General features: G+C 64.6%; 17 protein-coding genes and 1 tRNA gene. 10 read left to right on the forward strand and 8 right to left on the reverse strand.

The features are described from left to right. Positions 1–241: 241 nt before the first annotated feature. Complete coding sequence (rsmD, locus tag GVM20_RS15845; RefSeq protein ID WP_166548158.1) at positions 242–823, forward strand: 16S rRNA (guanine(966)-N(2))-methyltransferase RsmD; 582 nt, start codon at positions 242–244, stop codon at positions 821–823. On the opposite strand, the gene GVM20_RS15850 is transcribed toward rsmD, so the two are convergent. Continuing rightward, positions 820–1,263 (reverse strand): hypothetical protein, encoded by a 444-nt coding sequence (locus tag GVM20_RS15850; protein ID WP_166548159.1) that lies wholly within the window; start codon positions 1,261–1,263, stop codon positions 820–822. The two genes, rsmD and GVM20_RS15850, sit on opposite strands and share 4 nt — an antisense overlap. A 273-nt stretch (positions 1,264–1,536) precedes the next feature. On the opposite strand from GVM20_RS15850, the gene GVM20_RS15855 reads away from it, so the two are divergent. After that, on the forward strand, positions 1,537–3,849 hold the full coding sequence (locus tag GVM20_RS15855) for an ATP-dependent helicase (protein ID WP_199799658.1): 2,313 nt from the start codon (positions 1,537–1,539) through the stop codon (positions 3,847–3,849). Positions 3,850–3,852: 3 nt separating this feature from the next. Here GVM20_RS15855 and GVM20_RS15860 read toward each other — a convergent pair whose 3' ends face one another. Then, complete coding sequence (locus GVM20_RS15860) at positions 3,853–5,334, reverse strand: DEAD/DEAH box helicase (protein ID WP_166548161.1); 1,482 nt, start codon at positions 5,332–5,334, stop codon at positions 3,853–3,855. 143 nt (positions 5,335–5,477) lie between these two features. Next, the gene (locus GVM20_RS15865; protein WP_166548162.1) at positions 5,478–6,056 is read right to left on the reverse strand and encodes a hypothetical protein; all 579 of its coding nucleotides are present in this window, start codon (positions 6,054–6,056) and stop codon (positions 5,478–5,480) included. Positions 6,057–6,229: 173 nt separating this feature from the next. On the opposite strand from GVM20_RS15865, the gene GVM20_RS15870 reads away from it, so the two are divergent. Together GVM20_RS15870 and GVM20_RS15875 are read left to right on the forward strand one after the other, a co-directional pair. After that, complete coding sequence (locus GVM20_RS15870) at positions 6,230–7,729, forward strand: FAD-binding oxidoreductase (RefSeq protein ID WP_166548163.1); 1,500 nt, start codon at positions 6,230–6,232, stop codon at positions 7,727–7,729. A 76-nt stretch (positions 7,730–7,805) separates the two neighbouring features. Next, the gene (locus GVM20_RS15875) at positions 7,806–8,600 is read left to right on the forward strand and encodes a SapC family protein (protein WP_166548164.1); all 795 of its coding nucleotides are present in this window, start codon (positions 7,806–7,808) and stop codon (positions 8,598–8,600) included. A 104-nt stretch (positions 8,601–8,704) separates the two neighbouring features. Here the strand turns inward: GVM20_RS15875 and GVM20_RS15880 are convergent, their stop codons facing one another. After that, positions 8,705–9,682 carry an N-formylglutamate amidohydrolase gene (locus tag GVM20_RS15880; RefSeq protein ID WP_199799659.1) on the reverse strand — a complete coding sequence of 326 codons (978 nt, stop codon included), beginning with the start codon at positions 9,680–9,682 and terminating at the stop codon, positions 8,705–8,707. A 151-nt stretch (positions 9,683–9,833) separates the two neighbouring features. On the opposite strand from GVM20_RS15880, the gene cpdR reads away from it, so the two are divergent. The 6 genes from cpdR (at position 9,834) to GVM20_RS15910 (ending at position 15,934) form a co-directional block, all read left to right on the forward strand. Beyond that, on the forward strand, positions 9,834–10,223 hold the full coding sequence (cpdR, locus tag GVM20_RS15885; protein ID WP_160761218.1) for a cell cycle two-component system response regulator CpdR: 390 nt from the start codon (positions 9,834–9,836) through the stop codon (positions 10,221–10,223). A gap of 80 nt (positions 10,224–10,303) precedes the next feature. Then, positions 10,304–10,378: transfer RNA gene (locus tag GVM20_RS15890), tRNA-Val, on the forward strand. Between the two features lie 224 nt (positions 10,379–10,602). Continuing rightward, positions 10,603–11,826: an NADP-dependent isocitrate dehydrogenase gene (locus GVM20_RS15895; protein WP_166548165.1), complete on the forward strand. Its 1,224-nt coding sequence runs from the start codon at positions 10,603–10,605 to the stop codon at positions 11,824–11,826. Positions 11,827–11,858: 32 nt separating this feature from the next. Beyond that, positions 11,859–12,491 (forward strand): hypothetical protein, encoded by a 633-nt coding sequence (locus GVM20_RS15900; protein WP_166548166.1) that lies wholly within the window; start codon positions 11,859–11,861, stop codon positions 12,489–12,491. Position 12,492: 1 nt separating this feature from the next. After that, positions 12,493–14,133, forward strand: a complete 1,641-nt coding sequence (locus GVM20_RS15905; RefSeq protein WP_166548167.1) for a bifunctional GNAT family N-acetyltransferase/carbon-nitrogen hydrolase family protein — start codon at positions 12,493–12,495, stop codon at positions 14,131–14,133. Positions 14,134–14,164: 31 nt separating this feature from the next. Beyond that, positions 14,165–15,934, forward strand: a complete 1,770-nt coding sequence (locus GVM20_RS15910; protein ID WP_166548168.1) for a cation:proton antiporter domain-containing protein — start codon at positions 14,165–14,167, stop codon at positions 15,932–15,934. Here GVM20_RS15910 and GVM20_RS15915 read toward each other — a convergent pair. The 4 genes from GVM20_RS15915 to GVM20_RS15930 all read right to left on the reverse strand — a co-directional run. Then, a complete protein-coding gene (locus GVM20_RS15915) occupies positions 15,931–16,635 on the reverse strand; it encodes an energy transducer TonB (RefSeq protein WP_166548169.1) in 705 nt (234 codons plus the stop codon). The genes GVM20_RS15910 and GVM20_RS15915 overlap by 4 nt on opposite strands. A 50-nt stretch (positions 16,636–16,685) precedes the next feature. Then, on the reverse strand, positions 16,686–19,343 hold the full coding sequence (gene alaS, locus GVM20_RS15920) for an alanine--tRNA ligase (protein ID WP_166548170.1): 2,658 nt from the start codon (positions 19,341–19,343) through the stop codon (positions 16,686–16,688). Positions 19,344–19,564: 221 nt separating this feature from the next. Then, positions 19,565–20,632, reverse strand: coding sequence for a recombinase RecA (gene recA / locus GVM20_RS15925; RefSeq protein WP_160761223.1), 1,068 nt, complete (start codon positions 20,630–20,632; stop codon positions 19,565–19,567). Positions 20,633–20,766: 134 nt separating this feature from the next. Next, positions 20,767–22,439, reverse strand: a 1,673-nt coding sequence (locus GVM20_RS15930) for a DUF4139 domain-containing protein (protein WP_234032067.1), incomplete at its 5' end; no start/stop codon positions are given.

The raw sequence follows: 22,439 nt of genomic DNA on the forward strand, positions 1-22,439 counted from the left end.
GCCCTGCCCCGCGCAAGGATGCCCCCGCCGCAGCGTTTCCGCGCAAGGATGCTGAGCCTGCAAAAAGCGCCCCGCGCAGAGGTCCGGCTGCTGCGCCTGCGCCGCGCAAGGGCGCCGAGGCCCTGACCAACGCGCCGCGCAAAGGCGCTCGCGATGGGCCTCGCCCGCCCCGCTCGGGCGCTGGCGCGCGCAAGCGTCCGGCACCGACACGCGGCCTCACGCCGCCGCGAGGTCCGCGCAAATGAGGATCATCGCAGGCGAATGGCGCGGTCGTAAACTCGCCGCACCGAAAGGCGACGGCACGCGGCCCACGGCAGACCGCGCGCGCGAAACGCTATTCGCGATGCTGACGAGTCGTCTGGGTGATTTTGACGGATTGCAGATTGCGGATCTGTTCGCTGGCTCCGGCGCGCTCGGGCTCGAAGCGCTTTCACGCGGCGCAGCGCATTGCCTCTTCGTCGAACAAGACCGTGCGGCAGTGGATGTGATCCGCGCCAATATCACAGCGCTGGGCGCACAGGCCCGTTCGCGGGTTGAGGTGGGCTCGGTGATGCAATTGCGTGCGGCTTCGGCACCGCTCGATCTGATCCTCGCCGATCCGCCCTATCAATCGGGCGCGGGCGAGGTGGCACTGGATCGTTTGTTGCGATTAGGCTGGATTGGTCCGGAGACGTGGATTGCGGTCGAAACCAGCTTCAAGGAAGATGTGGCGGTCAAAGGCCTCACGATCGAAGCGGAACGCCGGGTCGGCAAGGGCAAGCTCAGTCTGTTGAGACTGGCCGCATCCGATGCCGACCCGGGTCCGTCTGAGAGCGGCGCTTAGCTGCTCAGAGCGTCAAGCTTGGTCTTGATCTGAGCCCAAGCCGTTTCGCGCTGCGTATCCGTCAGCTTGGCCAGGGTTTCCTTGTCGCCATCAGTGAGACGCCAGAACATTTCCTGACGTTCATCGGTCAACGACCAGAAGTAGTTCTGTGCCGCAGGCGACCAGGCCTTGTACGCGGTCTGCTTGTCAGCTGGCCACGACTCCACCTGGGCAACCTGCTCCGCTGTGTGTTCCGGAGCCGGGATCGGCGCAGGCGCTTCGGTTGCGGACGGCGCAGTGGTGTCCGGCATGGGCGGTGTTGTCGCATCGGACGAGGGCGAGGCGGTGGTATCCGGCATCGGCTCAGACGCAGTCTGCTCTTGTGCACCGGCCATTACCGGGGTCATCGCCAGAGCGATAGCTGCGCTAGCGAGGCCGAACTTATTCAGAGACTTATGCATGGGTATCTCCATTTCCAATTGACCCAAGCACAACGAACGCAAGAATTCTGTCTGGTCGCTCAGTCCCCTGCTGACCTGACATGACTGAGTATGGGGCGGAAAGCCTGAGAGGCAACCCAAGCCCCGGCCAGACATCCTGCCGAGGCCACAGCCCATCGGCAATTGTGGCTGAAAGGCGGCAAGCCGATGCGCCGCTTACCGCGCGATGTGGGCAAAGCGGCACCTGGCAGCTTGCCCCTGCATGAATTGTTCCCTACCTGTTCGCATGAGACCATGAGCACCAACTTGCCCTCCCCAACGCCAGCGCGCGATTCCGGCTCCGTGCCCGCTTATGCCGCACGGCTGAACCCGCCGCAGCGCGCGGCCGTGCTCGCAACAGAAGGCCCGGTGCTGATGCTGGCGGGCGCCGGGACGGGCAAGACCGCCGCACTGACCGCGCGCCTCGCACATCTGGTGGCGACCGGGCGCGCATACCCTTCGCAGATTCTCTGCGTCACGTTCACCAACAAGGCCGCGCGCGAGATGCGAGAGCGGGTGACGCATCACCTCGGCCCGCAGGCAGAAGGGCTGCCGTGGCTCGGCACATTCCATTCGATCTGTGCCAAGATGCTCCGCCGCCATGCCGAATTGGTCGGTCTCCAGCACAATTACACCATCATCGACACCGACGATCAACTGCGCCTGCTGAAGGCCCTGATTGCCGAGGCCGATCTTGACGAAAAGCGCTGGCCCGCGCGGCAATTGGCCGGGCTGATCGACCGCTGGAAGAACCGCGGGCTAAACCCCGCCGATCTCGATGCGGTGGAGAACGAGGCCTATGCCAATGGCAAGGGCACCGCGCTCTACACCCGCTATCAGGAACGGCTGAAGGCGCTCAATGCCTGCGATTTCGGCGATCTGATGCTACACATGCTGAACATCCTGCGTAGCCATCACGACATCCTCGCCGATTACCAGCGCCGCTTCCGCTACATCATGGTGGACGAATATCAGGACACCAATGCCGTCCAGTATCTGTGGCTGCGGCTGCTGGCGCAGGGGCACAAGAACATCTGCGTGGTCGGCGATGACGACCAGTCGATCTATTCGTGGCGCGGGGCGGAAGTCGCCAACATTCTCAGGTTCGAGAAGGATTTCCCGGGCGCGGAAGTGATCCGGCTCGAACAGAATTACCGCTCGACTCCGCACATTCTGGGCGCGGCGGCGGGATTGATCCGGGCGAATTCACAACGCCATGACAAAACGCTGTGGACCGAGGTCAACGGCGGCGACAAGGTCAAGGTTATCGGCGTGTGGGACGCGCCCGAAGAAGCCCGCCGGGTGGGCGAAGCGATCGAGCGGCTGGAGCGCGAAGGCGCGGCGCTCAATCAGGTCGCCATCCTCGTGCGCGCGCAATACCAGACCCGCGAGTTTGAAGACCGCTTCATCCAGATCGGGATCAACTATCGCATTATCGGCGGCTTCCGCTTCTATGAGCGTGCCGAGATCCGCGATGCGCTCGCTTACCTGCGTCTGATCGCGCAGCCGCAGGACGATCTCGCCTTTGAACGCATCCACAACCAGCCCAAGCGCGGGCTTGGTGCCAAGGCCTTGGAGCAGATGCACAGCCACGCGCGCCGCACTGGCCTGCCGCTGGCCGCCGCTGCGCTGCAACTGGCGGACAGCGACGAATTGCCCAAGCGCAGCGCCATGACAATTGGCGGGCTCATGCGCCAGTTCCTGCACTGGCGCGAGGCGTCGGAGACACTCTCACCCGCCGATCTGCTCAGGCTGGTGCTGGAGGAATCGGGCTACAACGCGATGCTGTCCGCCGACCGTTCGCCCGAAAGTGCGGGCCGCGCCGAAAACCTCTCCGAACTCGCCCGCGCGATGGAGGAATACGAGACGCTTGGCGATTTCCTCGAACACGTCAGCCTCGTGATGGACAATGACCGGTCGGACGCCGAGGAAACGGTGACGATCATGACGATCCACGCCGCCAAGGGGCTGGAGTTCGACAATGTCTTCTGTGTGGGCTGGGAAGAAGGCGTCTTCCCCTCGCAGCGCGCGATTGACGAAGGCGGGTTGGCCTCCTTGGAAGAGGAACGCCGCCTCGCCTATGTCGCAATCACGCGCGCGCGGCGGCACTGCACCATCCTCCACGCGGCGAACCGCCGGATCTACGGCCAGTGGACCAGCTCCATCCCCTCGCGCTTCATCGAGGATCTGCCGGAAGAGCATATCGAGCAGGAAACCACGCTAACGGGTGGAGCCTCGCTGTGGCGCGCCAACTGGAGCGAACAGGACGATCCCTTCGCCCATGTCGCACGCGACCGGCCTGATCGCGCGCAGCAACGCGGCCCTGGGTGGCAGCGTGCATTGACGTCGGGTTACGACACCAAGCCCGCCCGGGTCCGGGAGAACACCCGCTCAGCCGCGAGCTTTGCCGCGCCCGCCCGAAGCGACATCGCGATTGGCGCGATGGTGACGCACACGAAATTCGGGACTGGCTGCGTGATCGATCAGGAGGGCAACAAGCTCACCATCATGTTCGAGGACGCAGGTGAAAAGCGGGTGCTCGACAGTTTCGTGACGGTGGTGGGTTAGGCCTCAGCCGAAGCCCACATCCAAAAACCCCGGACGCGGGCCGTTCCATTCGCCTGCGGGCACGGGTTCGTCGTCCTCGTGATAGCGCCGGCGCGGCTTTTGATCGTCACTGGCGGTGACGCGGTCGGTGCGGGGGCCGGGCTTTTCGCGGCGAGGACGTTCCTCGCGCGGGGGACGGGCTTCGCGGGGTGCGCGTTCCTCCCGCGGAGCACGTTCTTCGCGCGGGGCACGCTCTTCGCGGTCTTCGCGGGCACGGCGGGGCTTGCGTTCGGGACGTTCCTCGCGCGTGTCTTCGGTGCGAGCTTCAGGTTCAGCCTTGGCCTTGGCCGCTTCGGCCTTGGCGATCACTTCGGACAGGTCGACGCGCACGTCCTCCTTGCCGAACACCTTGATCGCGCTGCCGGTCAGCTTCTCGACGTTGCTGATCGCCTCGGCATCTTCTTCCGATACGAAGGTGAAGGCCCGGCCCTTGGCACCTGCGCGGCCGGTGCGGCCGATCCGGTGGACGTAATCATCCGGGTGCCACGGCGTGTCGTAGTTGAAGACGTGGGAGACGCCCTTGATGTCGAGCCCGCGGGCCGCGACGTCCGAGGCCACCAGAATATTCACTTCGCCCGCCTTGAACCGGTCAAGCTCCTTGATCCGGCTCGACTGATCCATGTCGCCGTGGATCTCCGACGAACGGAAGCCTAAGCGATTGAGGCTCTGGTTCAATTCGCGCACCGTGGTCTTGCGGTTGGCGAAGATGATCGCGGTTTCGATCAGGTCATTTTCAAGGAACCAGCGCAGCGTGTCCTTTTTGGTGCGGGCCTTCACCGGCACCTTGAAGGCGGTAATGTCAGCATTGGTGGAAGCCGCGCGTGTGGTTTCGATCCGCTTGGGATTGTTGAGGAACTTCTTCGCCAGCTTCTCGATCGGCGCAGGCATGGTGGCCGAGAACAGCATGGTCTGACGGGTTTCGGGCAGCTTGGAGCAGATGAATTCGATGTCGGGGATGAAGCCCATGTCGAGCATCCGGTCGGCCTCGTCGATCACCAGCAGCTCGCAGCCGTTGAGCATGATCTTCCCGCGCTCGAACAGGTCCATCAATCGGCCCGGCGTCGCGATCAGCACGTCGACCCCGTCGGACAGTGCCTTCAACTGGTCGCCCATTTGCACGCCGCCAATCAGCAGCGCCATCTTGAGATCGTGGTTCTTGCCGTACTTCTCGAAATTCTCGGCCACCTGAGCGGCGAGTTCGCGGGTCGGCTCAAGGATCAGCGACCGCGGCATCAGCGCGCGCCGGCGGCCTGCGGCCATCACGTCAATCATCGGGAGCACAAAGCTCGCCGTCTTGCCAGTTCCGGTCTGCGCGATGCCGATCAGATCGCGCATCATCAGCACGGTGGGGATCGCCTGTGCCTGAATCGCGGTCGGCGTAGTATAGCCCGCGTCTTCGACGGCTTTGAGCAATTCAGGCGAAAGGCCGAGATCGGCGAAGGTCATGCGGTGTGTGGTGTCCGAAAATAGCGGGCAGGGATACTGCCGGGATTATGGCCCTGCGCGCGGTTAGCGTAGCATCGGGCTGCCGCGCCTTTCCTGCAAATGGCCGCAAAAGTCAAGGAATCGCGCGGGTCGCGCGCGATTGGTCAGTCGCGCACTTCGACCAGTTCACGCATGGTATCGACCTCGCAGCGCGCGCCCGTGCGCGATTGCAGCTTGTCCCGCTCGACACACAGGCGCCCATCCTTATTCTTCTCGACATAGAAGCCGGAGTAGAAGTCGCGGGCGCGGCACGATTTTTCGAGGTTGACGGAGATCATCCGCCGGTCCCGCAGGAACAAGACAAGCCGATTGCCGCTGCCGGTCTGAACGCCAGCGATCCCGTCAAGCGCGACGCATTTTTCCTTGCCACCTTCCTCGAACTGCGGAGCCACCGCGCGCTGCGGAAGGTCGGCGAGCAAATTCCGGCGCGAGCTGGCCGATTGCGGGGCAATTCGGACAACGACACGCTGTTCAATGCGGACTTGCCGCACAATAGAAGACTGGCGCAGGGCCGAAAGCGGATTGATCGCGGTCGGCTTGATCGCCTCATCCCCCGCCGCAGCTACGTCGCATTGCGGCGCGGAAATCGCCGATTGCTGCCCGTCGTCCGACACATCAGCCGCCTCTGCCACCAGCGGCAGCAACAGCGTCAGCGGCGCTGCAAGGGCAAACAGGCTGTGCATGGCCGGGGAGGATTCTCCTGGAAACGAGCAAATCCGGCAAGCGCGCTTCGCATATGTGGCGCGATTGGGAAGGTCTAGCCGTAGCATCCTCAATTGAACCATGCCTTAACTGTCGGTCAGCTGAGGTCGAAAGCGGTGGCAAAATGATCGCGGAGTGTGGCATGGAGGCAACAATGAATCACCCCGCCCCGCCCCGTCACGTTCAAGCCGATGCCTTTCTCGCCGAGGCCGCAGCCTTGCTGGGCGAACGCGGTCTGACCACCGATCCAGAGCGGGTGGACGCCTGGCTGACCGACTGGCGCGGGCGCTATACCGGCCGCGCGCTGGCCTTCGCCTCGCCCGCCTCAACCGCTGAAGTGGCCGCGCTGGTGAAATTGTGCGCCGCGCATGGCGTGCCGATCGTGCCCCAAGGCGGCAACAGCGGCATGGCAGGCGGCGCAACCCCCGACGCCACCGGCACGGCGATCCTGCTCTCGTTGCGGCGCATGGACCGGATACGTCAGGTCGATCCCGCCACCGGCCAAGCCGTATGCGAGGCTGGCGTCATCCTCCAATCCTTGCATGATGCTGCCGATGCCGCTGGGCTGCGTTTCCCCCTCACGCTTGGCGGCAAGGGATCAGCCACCATCGGCGGGCTGATCGCGACCAATGCGGGGGGCACGCAAGTGCTGCGACACGGCACCATGCGCGCGCAGGTGCTGGGGCTGGAGGCGGTGCTGGCGTCGGGCGCGGTGCTCGACTTGATGACCCCGCTCAAGAAGGACAATCGCGGGTTTGATCTCAAGCAGTTGCTGATCGGCTCGGAAGGGACACTCGGCATTGTTACAGCTGCCTGCCTCCGGTTGCTGCCAGCGCCGATTGGCCGGGCGACGGCATGGGTGGGTCTTGGCGGGATCGTCGATGCGCGCACGCTGCTGCGGCAGATGGAGCGCGCGCTGGGCGAGGCGCTGGAAGGGTTCGAGGTCGTCCCGGCGCATTGCCTTGCCTCGGTCCTCGCGCATCAGCCGACGGCCCGTGCACCGCTGACCGAACCGCATGAGTGGAACGCGCTGATTGAATGCGTCTCCCCCACCCAAGACAGCGCCGCCTTGCGCGAGCGGCTGGAAGCGGGGCTTGGCACAGCGCTCGAACAGGGCCTCATCGCCGATGCCGTGATCGCCGCCAATGACACCCAGGCCGAAGCGTTCTGGGCCCTGCGCGACGGAATTTCAGCGGCCGAGCGCGCGCTTGGCCCGGCGATGCAGCACGATATTTCGGTGCCGGTCGAAAAAATGCCCGAGTTCATCCTTGCCGCTGCGCCCGCGATCGAGGCCGCGTTCCCCGGCACCCGCGCGGTCGCATTTGGCCACCTCGGCGACGGCAACGTCCACTTCCACGTCCTCGCCCCCGAAGGCGCTGTGCGCGGGGTTTGGGAGGAAGCAGACGGCAAGGACGTCAGCGCCCGGGTTTATGACCTTGTGACGCAATGGGGCGGCTCGATCAGCGCCGAACATGGGATTGGGCAGATGAAGGTCGAAGAGCTCGCCCGCCTGCACGATCCGGTCGCGCTGGCCTTGATGGCGCAGGTCAAAGCGGCGCTTGATCCGGGCAATCTGCTCAATCCGGGCAAACTCCTCCTCAGCCCGCCTGCACGCGAAGCCGCACGGCTTGCGCGCACGGCGGCAAAGGCTTAAGGGCCGCGCTTTCGACAGCGGGAGCAATCCTTTTCCGCTGAGGGGATCAACCACCACCGTTTTCGGAGACGATGTCATGGCCAGCGCGCCGCAACCGCAACTTCCGTTGTTCTACAAGGACCTTCTGCCGCTCAACAGCCGCGACCATGCGGACTGGAAAGCCGGCACGCTTGAAAGCGCAGCCTATCTCGCCGCAACCCATGCGATCCCGCTGACTTCGGACGAATTCGTCGATGCCCAGCGCGATTACCCGATCGTCTTCACCGCGGGCGACAGCCCGCTGCCGATCGCGCTGTTCGGTCTCAACGAAGGTGTGAACACCTTTGTGGGCGAGGACATGAAGATCAACGAGGTCGTCTATATTCCCGCCTATGCGCGCCGTTACCCCTTCATCCTCGCCAAACTCCAGCCGACCAGCGAAGACATGTCGCTGTGCTTCGATCCGTCTGCCGGCCTGATTGGCAAGATGGACGAAGGCCTGGCGATGTTCGACGAAGCCGGGCAGCCCACCGAATACACGCAGGGCGTGCTCGAATTCTGCCGCCGCTTCGAAGAAGCCGGCCAGCGCACCAAGGTGTTCATGGACGAACTCGCCAAGCTCGACGTCCTGATGGACGGCGAGATTGCGATCACCCGCAATGACATGCCCGACACGCCGTTCATCTATCGCGGCTTCCGCATGGTCGACGAAGCCAAGCTGCGCGAACTGCCGGCGGACAAGCTGGAAGAGCTCACCAAGAACGGCATGCTGATGCTGATCTATGCGCACCTGTTCTCGCTGAACCTGATGCGCTCGCTGTTCGAGCGTCAGCTTGCACAGGGCAAGGTGCCGACGCCGGGTCAAGGCGCCGGAGCGCCCGCGCTCAACTGATCCAGCAGACCGGGGCGGCAACGCTCCGGCACTGGTTTGTGAAACATGACGGGCAGGCAGGCCTTGGGCCGCCTGCCCGTTTTGCGTTTGGATGGCTCAACGCACTATTCGGCGGCTTGGCGCAGGCCTTCATGGCCGCCGAGCAAGGCCGTCTCGGCTCCCAGCTCGCGGGTCAAGGCGGCGAGCTGCGCGGCCACAGCGGGCAGGCCCGGCCCCGGCTCGGCCATCTGGCGATCGAGATAGGTCGCGCGGCACACTTCGATCTGCAACGCATGGACGCCCGCTTGCGGCTTGCCATGGCGATCGAGGACATAACCGCCCGAATAGGGGCGGTTCTGCGCGGCGGAGACACCGCGCGTTTCCAGATGGGTGAGCGCCCGGCCCATCAGCGCGCTATGACACGATGCCCCGAACCGGTCTCCCAGCACGAACACCGGCGCGCGCGCTTCGCCCTCAGCTGGACGCAGCGGCGGCATGGAATGCAGGTCAATCAGCAGCGCTGCGCCCCACTCCGCGCGAATCTGCGCAAGCGCTGCATCGAGCGCCGCGTGATAGGCGCGGTGTATCCCCTCGATCCGCGCATCAAGTTCAGTCGGAGCGAGCCGTCCGCGCCAGATCTCACCCGATCCCGGCAGGCGGCGCGGTACGAGCCCCAAACCGCTCCGCGCGCGGGCATTGCCACGCTGACCCGGTTCTGACGTCATGACGCTTTCGGGTCGCCCGCCCTCGACCATATCCCAGTCGATATCGTCCTCGGCGCGGTTGAGATCGAGCAGCGCGCGCGGCGCATGGGCGACCAGCAGCGCCGCGCCTGTCTCGCGCACAATCGCCACACCGAGCCGATCAACATGGCGATCTTCCAACCGCAGCTGCGCCAGCGCAGAATCGCGCATCCGGGCGATAATCGCGGGAGGATAGGCGCGGCCAGCGTGCGGGACAGCCACCAGTACCGGTAGGCTCATGCGCGGCGGGGTTGTCAGCGTGAAGGCTGGCGCATCGTTCAGACCCGGCACAAACCCGCCGCTCAGCGAAGCGCGAACCGGGGAGGATGCAGAGCGGGAGGAGCGGGAGGGCGATGACATTCCGTTGCCCTTGCTGACGGGTTTGCACAGGCCTGTCAAAGCCTGATCGGCCACTTCGCATTTGCCGCGCGTGTGCCAATTCGCGCCACTTCGGATGCAATCTGTCGCACGCACAAAGATTTCTTAAGCCGGTCCTGCTAATGCGCCTGACATGACAGCGACACGCACCCCCCGCATCCTGCTCGCCGAGGACGAAGAGGCGATGCGCGCCTATCTCGAACGGGCGCTCACCAATGCCGGCTACTTCGTCAGCGCGGTCGACCGCGGCACTGATGCTGTGCCGCTGCTGGAAACCGGCGATTATGATCTGCTGCTCTCGGACATCGTGATGCCCGAAATGGACGGGATCGAACTCGCCCAGCGCTGTGCCGAGATTTCCCCGCGCACCAAAGTGATGTTTATCACCGGCTTCGCCGCCGTAAGCTTGCGCGCCAGCCGCGAACAACCGACGGCCAAGGTGTTGTCAAAGCCGTTCCACCTGCGCGATCTGGTGCTGGAAGTGGAACGCGTGTTCGAGGAAGCCGACGCACTGCGCGGGTAACAGTTCCGAATCGCTTGCACCTTCCCGGGGCTTGCGTTAAGGGCCGCCTCCGCCCCGGAAAGGGGCCGATCCGATGGTGCGGGCGTATAGCTCAGTGGTAGAGCACTATGTTGACATCGTAGGGGTCGCAAGTTCAATCCTTGCTACGCCCACCATCGTGTGATCCAAGACAGCCCGCCCCTTCGGCGGGCTTTTTTGTGCCCTGCGTCCACTGCACCGGCTGTTGCGTTTCATTCGCATGTGCGGCGCTTGCAAGCCTGCCCTCCTCTGCTAAAGCCGCGGCGGGATCTGTGAGCCTTTGGACGGGCTCGAAACAACTTCCTGTCGGTCAATCACCACAGCCCTGCGCAGACGGGGCAAGAAGGATAGGGCAACAGCCATGCAAAAAATCAAAGTCGCCAACCCCGTCGTCGAACTCGATGGCGACGAGATGACGCGCATCATCTGGCAATGGATCCGCGAGCGGCTGATCCTGCCCTACCTCGATATTGACCTGAAGTATTACGACCTCTCGATCGAGAACCGCGATGCGACCGACGATCAGGTCACCGTCGATTCCGCCAACGCGATCAAACAGTATGGCGTGGGCGTGAAGTGCGCGACCATCACGCCTGACGAGCAGCGGGTCGAGGAATTCGGTCTCAAGAAGATGTGGAAGAGCCCCAATGGCACGATCCGCAACATCCTTGGCGGCGTCGTCTTCCGCGAACCGATTGTGATCGACAACGTGCCGCGCCTCGTGCCGGGCTGGACTGACCCCATCGTGGTCGGCCGTCATGCCTTCGGCGACCAGTACAAGGCGACCGACACCCTGATTCCGGGCCCCGGCAAGCTGCGTCTCGTCTTCGACGGCGATGATGGCACCAAGATCGATCTCGACGTGTTTGACTTCCCCAGCGCCGGCGTGGCGATGGCGATGTACAATCTCGACGATTCGATCCGCGATTTCGCCCGCGCCAGCTTCAATTACGGCCTCAACCTCGGCTGGCCGGTGTACCTCTCGACCAAGAACACCATCCTCAAAGCCTATGACGGGCGCTTCAAGGACCTGTTCCAGGAAGTGTTCGACACCGAAGGTTTTGCCGAGCAGTTCAAGGCCGCCGGCATCGTCTACGAACACCGCCTGATCGACGACATGGTCGCCTCGGCGCTCAAGTGGTCGGGCAAGTTCGTCTGGGCGTGCAAGAACTATGACGGCGATGTGCAGTCAGACACCGTGGCCCAGGGCTTCGGCTCGCTCGGTCTGATGACCTCCGTGCTGCTCTCGCCCGATGGCAAGACGGTCGAAGCCGAAGCCGCACATGGCACCGTGACCCGTCACTATCGCCAGCACCAGCAGGGCAAGTCGACCTCGACCAACCCGATCGCCTCGATCTTCGCCTGGACCCGCGGGTTGATGTATCGCGGCAAGTTCGACGGGACGCCCGAAGTGGTGAAGTTCGCCGAAACGCTGGAGCGCGTCTGCGTCGAGACGGTCGAAAAGGGCCATATGACCAAGGATCTGGCGCTGCTGATCGGCCCCGGTCAGGCATGGCAGACCACCGAACAGTTCTTCGAGACGGTGGCGCAGAATCTCGAAAAGGAAATGGCCAGCTGGGCCTGATCCAAACCCTGATGGGAGGGCGCGCCGGTCTGATGATCGGGGCGCCCATCCTGCTGCTGGCCTCGCCGCTGCTCGCCCCGCAGCTGCTCGCCTTCCCCTACCGCACCGAGACCGCGATCGGGACCATCTGGTCCGAGCAGCCGCTCGACAAGACGATGCTCGATACCGCGGCGCGCGATGTGACCGCAAGGATGGCCTCGACGCCGCTCGCCAGTAAAGCCGAGACCCGCCCGATCTTCGTGACGGAGGGCGGGTGGCGCTGGACCTGGCTCGCCGTGTCGTCCCGCGGCGCCTTTGCCTTCACCCGTCCCCTGACCCGCGCGGTGGTGGTGAACGCCACCGATCCCGTTTCGGGCGAGATTCGCAACGGCCGCGATATCGGCGGCACGCGCGCGCTCGGCAGCGTGCTCGCGCATGAATTCACCCACGGGTTGATCCGCCGCCGTTATGGTATCCTGACCGCCACGCACATGCCGACGTGGAAGGTCGAGGGCTATTGCGACCATGTCGCGGGCGGGAGCACGCTGAGCGATGCCGATGTCGCAGAGCTCATGAGCGCGGGGCGCGATCACCCCGCGCTTGCCTATTACCACGGCCGCAAGCGGGTCGAAGCCACGCTTGCGGCCAATGGCGGCTCGGTCGACGCACTGTTCGCCGGAGAATAATATGGCAAGCCGATCTACTGCGCGTCTCGAAATCCGTCAGGCCAAACTGAAAGACGTGCGGGCGATCGGCGATCTGGTGCGCCGGGCCTATGATGATCTGCCCGCTTATACGCAGGGCGAAATCCGCGGGCAGATCAACAATTACCCTGAAGGCTGCTTTGTCGCGCTGTTCGATGGCGCGGTGGTGGGATACTGCGCCTCGATGCGTCTGGACGAGCGCGTGGCGCTGTCGGATCACACCTGGGACGAAGTGACCGGCAACGGCTTCGGCAGCCGCCACGATCCGACCGGCGACTGGCTCTACGGCTATGAGCTTTGCGTCGATCCGGCCGTGCGCGGCACCCGGCTCGGGCGCAGGCTCTACGAGGAACGCCGTGCTTTGGCGGAACGGCTCGATCTCACCGGGATCGTGTTCGGCGGCCGGATGCCCGGCTATGCCCGCGCCAAGCGCCGCAAGGCGAACCGTGCGGATACGCCGCAGGAATATCTCGACCTCGTGATCGAGAGCAAGATTCACGATCCGGTGCTCCGCTTCCAGCTCGCCAACGGATTCGAAGCGGCGGGCATCATGCCCAAGTACCTGCCCGAGGATAAAGCCAGCCGCGGCAATGCCGTGCGGATGATCTGGCGCAACCCCTACGTGGATGGCGACGCCCCGCCCAAACACCGCCTGCCGCGCGATGTCGAAAGCGTACGGATCGCGACCTGCCAGCTGCAATCACGCGCGGTCTCCGGCTTCGATGAATTCATGAAGCAGATCGAATACTTCGTCGATGTCGCTGCGGATTACGAAGCGGACTTCATCGTCTTCCCCGAGATGTTCACGGTGATGCTGCTCTCGGCCGAGCCAAAGGAGCTCACCCCGCTCGAAGCCATCGAGACGCTCAGCGACTACACCCCGCGCATCCGCCAGCGCCTCTCGGAAATGGCGCTCGCCTTCAACATCAATATCATCGGCGGATCACACCCCACACGGATGCCCGATGGCGACATCCACAATGTCGCCTATGTCTGCCTGCGCGACGGATCGATCCACGCGCAGGAGAAGATCCACCCCACCCCTAACGAAGCCTATTGGTGGAATATCAAGGGCGGCGATTCCATCGACGCGATCCCCACCGATTGCGGCCCGATTGGCGTGCTGATCTGTTACGACAGTGAATTCCCCGAACTCGCCCGGCGGCTGGTGGATGAAGGCGCGCGGATCATCTTCGTGCCGTTCTGCACCGACAGTCGGCAGGGCTATATGAGGGTGCGTTACTGCTCGCAGGCCCGCGCGATCGAAAACCAGTGCTTTGTTGTCATGAGCGGCAATGTCGGCAACCTGCCCAATGTCGCCAACATGGACATTCAATACGCCCAATCCTGCATCCTCACCCCCTGCGACTTCCCCTTCGCGCGTGACGGGATCGCGGCCGAGGCCTCCGAGAATGTCGAGACGCTGACAATCAGCGACGTCAACCTCGCCGATCTCAGCTGGGCACGCGCCGAAGGCACGGTGCAGAACCTCGCCGACCGCCGGTTCGATCTCTACCGGATCGAGTGGGACAAACGCGTCGGCAACATCAAGGACCCGCTGGGCGAACAGCACGTCACCGGGCAGAAGCAGCCAATCGGACCGCACGGCGCAGGCGGTGGATGACAGGGGCGCAGCGCCACGTTAAGCCGAAGGCGTGGCTGGCGAACTGACCCTCTCTCCCTTCCTGTCCGATGCGCTGGTTATTCTCGGCGCGGCGGGAATCGTGATTCCGGTGTTCGCCCGGTTCCGCATCACGCCGATTATCGGTTTCATCCTGATCGGGGTGCTGGTCGGCCCGTTCGGCCTCGGCTCGCTGGTCGAGCGGATACCCTGGCTCTATTACGTTACCATCAGCGATCCTGAACGGCTAACGCCCTTCGCGGATTTCGGCATCGTGTTGCTGCTGTTCGCCATCGGGCTGGAGCTGAGCTTCAACCGCCTGTGGGAAATGCGCAAGCTGGTCTTCGGACTAGGAGCGCTTGAGGTGCTGATCAGCGGCAGCGCGCTGGCACTGTTCGTGGGTTTGGCAGGCGCCATGAACTTTACCGCCGCCCTCGCGCTGGGCTTTGCGTTAGCCTTCTCGTCGACCGCGATTGTGCTGCCGATTTCCGGCACCCGCACGCCGGTCGGGCGCGCCGCGCTATCGATGCTATTGTTCGAAGATATCATGATCGTCCCGATCATCTTCATCCTCGGCGCGTTGGCGCCCAATGCGGCGGATGATGGCTGGGCCGGGATGATCGAGACCTTGTGGCAGGGCGGGCTGGTGATCGCTGTGCTGCTGATCGTCGGCCGGTTCGCCCTCCCCCGCCTGTTCGCACAGGCCGCGCGCACCAAGAACCCCGAGCTGTTCCTTGCCGCCTCGCTGCTGGTGGTGATCGGCGCGAGCTTGGCGACCGCGCTGGTCGGCCTCTCGCCCATCGTGGGCGCGCTGATCGCTGGCCTGCTGATCGCCGAGACCGAGTATCACACCGAAGTCGAGCAGATCATGGAGCCGTTCAAGGGCCTCGCGCTCGGCGTGTTCCTGATCACCATCGGCATGAGCGTCAACCTGTTCGATATCGGCGCGCATATCGGCGAGATCGCGCTCGCGGTGGTCGGCGTGCTGGTGTTCAAAGCGGCGGTTACCGGCGTGTTGCTCCGCCTCATGGGCGCGCGGCGGAGCACGGCGGCGGAAACCGGCGTGCTGATGGCATCGCCGTCAGAAACCACGCTGATTGTGCTTGCGGCCGCGACGAGCGCGCTGGTGATCGACGTGGAAACGGCGCGCTTTTGGCAGACCGTCACCGCCATTGGCCTCACCATCACGCCGCTGCTGGCGAGGCTTGGCGCCATGATCGCGCGCCGGGTGGACGGGGTCGCCGCGGTCGGCGGCACGGATGAGAGCGACGATGTCCGTACCATCATCGTTGGCGGCGGCCGCGTCGGTCGGCTCGTGGCTGACATGATGCAGACCCACGGCAAGCCCTATGTGATGATCGATTCCAACCCCGATCTCATCGCTGATGCCAAGCGCGACGGCTATCGCGCGATCTTCGGCGACGCCGCTCGCGGCGATACGCTGGCCCGGCTCGGGGTCGAGGTTGCCCCCGCCGTGGTGCTCACGATGGACGAGCCGGTGCTGGCCCAGCGGCTCGTCACAAAGCTGCGGCAGACCTATCCCGACTTGCTGATTGTCGCCCGCGCCCGCGACACGGACCATGCCGCGGCCATGTACCGCGCCGGGGCGAGCCATGCGGTGCCCGAGACGCTGGAAAGCTCGCTCCAGCTATCAGAGGCCGTGCTGGTCGATATCGGGGTCGCGATGGGCCCGGTCATCGCCTCGATCCACGCGAAGCGGGACGAATTCCGTGAGCAGTTGGAGCGGGACGGTGGGCTGAGCGAAAAGCCGAAATTGCGGACGTCGACCAACGCGGCAGCTTAGTCCTCGGCGATACGCCAATGCGTCACCCAGACATACGGCCGCGCCTCGGGTGGCTTGCGCAGGCTGAAACCGCGCCGCGCCTCCCGGCAGGTATCATAGGCAATGCGCGCCGTGTTACTGGATCGCACCGGGCGGCAGGTCGAGACGCGGCCCTCTTCGTCGAAGCTCACGGCCACAATCACCTGCGCCTCGATTTCATTCTGCAAGGCATCGCGCGGGTATTCCATCGATCGGTATTGGAGATCGGCGAGCGAAAGGCGCTCAGTCTCCGGCGGGATCGCATAACTGCCAAAGGTCACGGGCCGCCGTTCAAACGGATAGCCGATTGAGGCCCGAAAGGTCGCCTCGCCCTTGATCGGCTGGCCGGTGTGGCTGCGAATGCTCAGCCGGTAGGTTGCGCTTGCATAATCGAGAACCAGCCCCGGATATGGCGTGAACCGCCCCACCCGCTGCGCCTGCGTGCAGAGCGCTTTGCCCGCAGGTGCAAGCTTCTCGTTTGCGTCAAACCGGCAGTCCTGCACCGTGCCCGCAGCATTGATGATGAGTTCGACATCGAGCCGCTCGCCCCCCTGATCAAAGGCGCGGCGGAACGGCATGAGCGCCTCGTCAAGAATGCCGAGGTCAAGCACCCCCGCGCCCGTGACATCGAAGACATCGCCGCCGAAAATGATCTCCGTCTGGTCCTGCGCTACGGCGGACATGGCTTGCAAAGAAGCAAGCACCGCCGCCAGAGGGCTGGCACCGCGAAGCGTCATCCCGCCATAACGGCCTTCACCGCCGCTAGCGCGTCTGCCGCCTTGGCCCCATCCGGCCCGCCGCCCTGCGCCATGTCGGGACGGCCACCGCCGCCCTTGCCGCCGAGTGCTTCCACGCCCGCGCGCACCAGATCGACAGCGCTGAACCGGCTGGTAAGATCGTCCGTCACCGCTGCCGCAATGCTCGCCTTGCCATCATTGACCGCGATGATCGCCGCCACGCCCGATCCCATGCGCTGCTTGGCCGCATCGAGCAGCGGACGCAGTTCCTTGGGGTCGAGCCCGTCGAGCACCTGACCGCTGAAGGCGACCCCGGCGATGGCTTCGTCCGTCGCAGCCGCGCCGCCGCTTGCACCGCCGCCGCCCAGCGCCAGCGCCTTCTTCGCTTCGGCCAGTTCCTTTTCGAGCCGCTTGCGCTCATCGAGCAGCGCCGCGAGGCGTGCGGGCACTTCCTCCGGCGTCGCGCGGATCACGCCCGCCGCCGCCTTGAGTGCCTCTTCGCGGCTGACCAGCCATTGGCGCGCGCGTTCGCCCGTCATCGCTTCGATCCGTCGGACGCCCGAGGAAACCGCGCTTTCCGACACGATCCGGAACACGCCAATATCGCCGGTGGCGCGCACGTGGGTGCCGCCGCACAATTCGACCGAGTAGTTCCGCCCTTCCTTGCCCGACCGACCCATCGCCAGCACACGCACTTCTTCGCCGTACTTTTCACCGAACAGCGCGAGCGCTCCGGCGGCAACGGCGTCATCCGGGGTCATCAACCGGGTCGAGACCTGCTCATTGGCGCGGATTTCGGCGTTCACTTCGGCTTCGACCGCCGCGATATCATCGAGCGTGAGTGCCACCGGATGAGAGAAATCGAAGCGCAGGCGATCTTCGGCGACCATGCTGCCCTTTTGCGTCACATGCCCGCCCAGACGATTGCGGAGCGCAGCGTGAACCAGGTGGGTGGCGGAGTGGTTGGCGCGGATCCGGTCGCGGCGGTCGGCATCGACCTTCATCTCGACCGTGTCGCCAACCGCGATTTCGCCCGCTTCGATCCGCACCTGATGGGCGTGGAGACGGCCCAAGGGCTTGGACGTGTCGGTGACCACGCCCTTGAAGCCTGCGAGGCTCGCCATGGTGCCGGCATCGCCAGTCTGGCCCCCGCTTTCGCCGTAGAACGGAGTCTGGTTGGTGAGGATCACGACCTCGTCGCCCGCAGCGGCGCTGGCGACTTCGGCGCCGCCCTTGACGATGGCGACCACCCGGCCTTCTCCGCTGGTGGCGGCATAGCCGGTGAACTCGCTCGCGCCTTCGCGTTCGGCGATGTCGAACCAGACTTCGCCCGAAGCCGCATCGCCGCTGCCCTTCCACGCGGCGCGGGCGGCGGCCTTCTGCCGCGCCATCGCGGTGTCAAAGCCGTCCTTGTCGACCCCGATGCCGCGCGCGCGCAGCGCGTCTTCGGTAAGGTCATAGGGGAAGCCGTAGGTGTCGTAGAGGCGGAAGGCGATTTCGCCATCAAGCTCGCCGCCCTCGGCAAGGTCACCTGTGGCTTCGTCGAGGAGCTTGAGGCCCTTGTCGAGCGTGCGGCGGAACTGGGCTTCCTCGCGCTCAAGCACTTCGGAAATCAACGCCTGCCCGCGGACAAGCTCGGGATAGGCCTGGCCCATCTCGGTGACGAGCGCGGGGACAAGACGGTGCATCAAGGGCTCGGCCGCGCCGAGTAGGTGCGCGTGGCGCATCGCGCGGCGCATGATGCGGCGCAGGACATAGCCGCGGCCTTCGTTGGAGGGGAGCACGCCGTCGGCCATCAGGAAGCTGGTCGAGCGCAGGTGATCGGCGATCACGCGGTGCGAGGCCGCCTGTTCGCCTTGCGCGGCGACGCCCGTGAGCGCTTCGCTGGCGGCGATCAGCGCCTTGAAGGTGTCGGTATCGTAATTGTCGTGCACGCCCTGAAGCACCGCGGCGACGCGTTCGATGCCCATGCCGGTGTCGATCGAGGGCTTGGGCAGATCGCGGCGGGTGCCGTCGGCCTGCTGCTCGTATTGCATGAAGACGAGATTCCAGATCTCGACGAAGCGGTCGCCGTCCTCGTCGGGGCTGCCGGGAGGTCCGCCGAAGATGTGGTCGCCGTGATCGTAGAAGATTTCCGAGCACGGACCGCAGGGGCCGGTGTCGCCCATCGACCAGAAATTGTCGCTGGTGGCGATGCGGATGATGCGGTCATCGGGCAGGCCGGCGATCTTGCGCCACAGGGCGTGGGCTTCATCATCGGTGTGGTAGACGGTGACGGTCAGCTTGTCCTTGGGTAGGCCCCATTCGCGCGTGAGCAGGGTCCAGGCGTGTTCGATCGCCTGCTCCTTGAAATAGTCGCCGAAGGAGAAATTCCCGAGCATTTCGAAGAAGGTATGGTGGCGCGCCGTGTACCCGACATTGTCGAGGTCATTGTGCTTGCCGCCCGCGCGGACGCATTTCTGCGAGGAGGCCGCGCGCGGGGATACGGGGGTTTCCAGCCCGGTGAAGACATTCTTGAACGGCACCATCCCGGCGTTGACGAACATCAGCGTCGGATCGTTGTACGGCACAAGCGGCGCCGAAGGCGTGGCGGTGTGGCCAGCCTTGCTGAAATAGTCGAGGAAGGAGCGGCGGATTTCGTTCGTCGATGTCATGGCGGTGCAGTTAGGCAAACCGCGGGGATTTCGCAATGGAGCGCGCAAAATCGGACGTCACACTGCCACAATGACCCCGCAATGATGATACAATGACCCAGCAATGGCCCGCGAACGCCCCGCAGCGAAAAGCCGACCAGCACCCCACGGCGGGATGGTGATCGGCTTCACGGTTGTCCGGGTGGCAAGCGCGCGATGCTTGCCCGATACCCGCTTAGGGATCAGTCGTCAGAGTCCGCGTCCGGCCCTGTCATCATTTCCCCGGCGACCTGATCGGTGCGGCTGCGGATCGCAGCTTCCAACCGGTCGCAAACTTCAGGATGTTCCTTGAGATAGGTCTTGGCGTTCTCGCGGCCCTGGCCGATGCGGATGCTGTCATAGGAGAACCAGCTCCCCGACTTTTCGACCAAACCGGCTTTCACGCCGAGATCGATGATCTCACCGATCTTGGAGATGCCTTCGCCGTACATGATGTCGAATTCGACCTGCTTGAACGGCGGGGCGACCTTGTTCTTGACCACCTTCACGCGGGTCGCGTTGCCGGTAATCTCGTCGCGGTCCTTGATCTGTCCGGTGCGGCGGATGTCGAGGCGGACCGAGGCGTAGAACTTCAGCGCGTTGCCGCCGGTGGTGGTTTCCGGGTTGCCGTACATCACCCCGATCTTCATGCGCAGCTGGTTGATGAAGATCACCATGCAACGCGAGCGGCTGATCGAGCCGGTCAGCTTGCGCAGGGACTGGCTCATCAGGCGGGCCTGAAGGCCAACGTGCGAATCGCCCATTTCGCCTTCGATTTCCGCGCGCGGCACCAGAGCCGCGACCGAATCGACCACCAGCACATCGATCGCGTTGGAACGCACCAGCGTATCCACGATCTCCAGCGCCTGCTCGCCCGTATCGGGCTGCGAGACGATCAGCTCGTCAATGTCGACGCCGAGCTTCTTGGCATAGACCGGATCGAGCGCGTGTTCCGCGTCCACGAAGGCCGCCGTGCCGCCCATCTTCTGCGCCTCGGCAATGACGTGCAGCGCCAGCGTGGTCTTGCCCGAGCTTTCCGGGCCGTAAACTTCGATCACCCGGCCGCGCGGCAGGCCGCCGATGCCGAGCGCGATGTCCAACCCGAGCGATCCGGTCGAAATCGCTTCGACCTGCATCGTCTCCTTCGAGCCCAGCTTCATCGCCGAACCCTTGCCAAAGGCACGGTCAATCTGTGCAAGCGCAGCTTCGAGAGCCTTTTGACGATCCACGGCTTTTTTGTCCTCTTCCACCAATTTCAATTGGGTAGCCATCGCACGCGCTCCTTCGATTGACCAGAGGCGGCAAAACAGTTTTCCGCCGCCCGGTGGAGCCTATGTATCGCATTTGTTCTCGTGGAACAAGTAGGGAACGGAAAATTTTTCCGCAGGGGTCGCGCAGCCCGTGCCTACTCGTCCGCAGCCTCGCGGTGTTTCCAGTCAAAGGCCTGGGTCTGATTGGCTGGCACGGTCAGTTCGACCGTCTGGTAGCCGTTCTTCACCTCGACCTTTCGGCCCGGGAACCGGATGTCATATTCGCCCGCATAGCCCACTTGCAGGCGCAGCGTGATGGGGTGCGGATTGGCGTTGGTGATGCGGGCGCGCATTGGCGTCCATTGGCGCGCATTCTTGGGCGGGCCCTTATCGGTGGCCCCGCCGCAGCGCACGAAGACCTGCGCACTGGTGCCAAGGTCGAGCTCGATATCCTGCCCGCGCGCATAGTCGCGCAGGTTCACCTGCGCGGCGAGCTGCGGTCCGCGCGTTGTGGGCTCATACAGCGTCATCGCGCCTTGCGGCAGAGCGATGCCAAGGCCCTTGGTCTCTTCGTTCTTGGTCACCAGCAGCAGGGTCGCGGCGACGAAATCCTCGTCCTCCGCGTTGTCCTCATCGGCCCAGTTCCACGGATCGCAGTTGCCTGCCTGATAGAGATAGCGCGCCTTGACCGCGTCCTTGTTGAGGAAGGCGACCTGCTTCATCCCCTTGGCCGAGACATCGACCCGTTCGGGCACGCGGAACAGCTTGAGATCGCCGAGGTCCTCTTCTTCCGCGGTGACGACCGAGGGGGATTCGAAGACCTCCTCTCGGCGCGAAGCGGTGACCATAATCGTGCGGTCTTCCATCGCCATCATCGCGGGGGCGGGATAGGCCATGTCCGGGGCGTACATGACCGGAGGCGGTGGCGGCGGCGGGATGCCGCCAGTGGTGGTTGTCCCCAGCGGGTAGCAGGTCAGCCACAAACCCTCAGCCACCGGCGGATCGGCGAGGCTTTCATAGTCGCTGTCGACATTGAGCTTGCCGGCGATGATCTGGAGCCGGGCTTTGTCGAAGCTCTGGCCGTTGTCGTTGACGAGGGTGAGCCAGCTCAGGACACCCATGTCGAAGTCCCCCGCCCCGCCCTTCTCCGTCATCGTGGCGACGTAATTGGCCTGCCAGTCGAAGCCCCAGGCAAGATAGGTCAGCGTCACATCATAGGTGCCGCCTTCGGGCGAACGGGTGTCGACCGAGAAGACCGGGCTGGCGTAAAGCCCGGCAGGCACGCGGTCGTAGGTGAGGGTTTCGGGCAGGCCCGAACATTGCACCGCTTCGAAGCCCTGGCTGGTTTGCAGCACCAGCCCGCCATCCGCGCGCGTCCGCACCACCGCCTGCTCACTCACCTGCGCACCGCTGGCGGGGTTCATGCGCGTGATCGTCACCCGATTGCCCAGCGTCCCGTCCACCAAGGCGGCGGGCGAGAGGAGCTGCGCGTTGCGGTTCTTCTCGATCGTGCCGCCGGGAAGTCCTGTGACGATGGCCGAGACGCCGATCATGCCCTCGGCCACGCCTTCGAAGCGGATGGTCGATTCGCCCTTGGGCAGCGTCACCCGGCGGATCTCGCTAATCATGGCGAGGCCTTGGGGGTATTCAGCCTCCAGCGGCTCGTCCACCTCGCGGTCGGGGTCGCGGTAGATGGTGACGGCGATGTCGGATGGCGGCGCGGCGTCGATCACCTCGCGCGCGGCAAGGGGAGCGGCGAGAATGGCAAGTAGGGTCGCCGCAAGTGCTGCTCTCTTTCTCCCCTCCCCTCGGGGAGGGGTTGGGGGTG

It is taken from the genome of Porphyrobacter sp. SLTP, from assembly GCF_009905735.1.
Lineage (GTDB): Bacteria > Pseudomonadota > Alphaproteobacteria > Sphingomonadales > Sphingomonadaceae > Erythrobacter.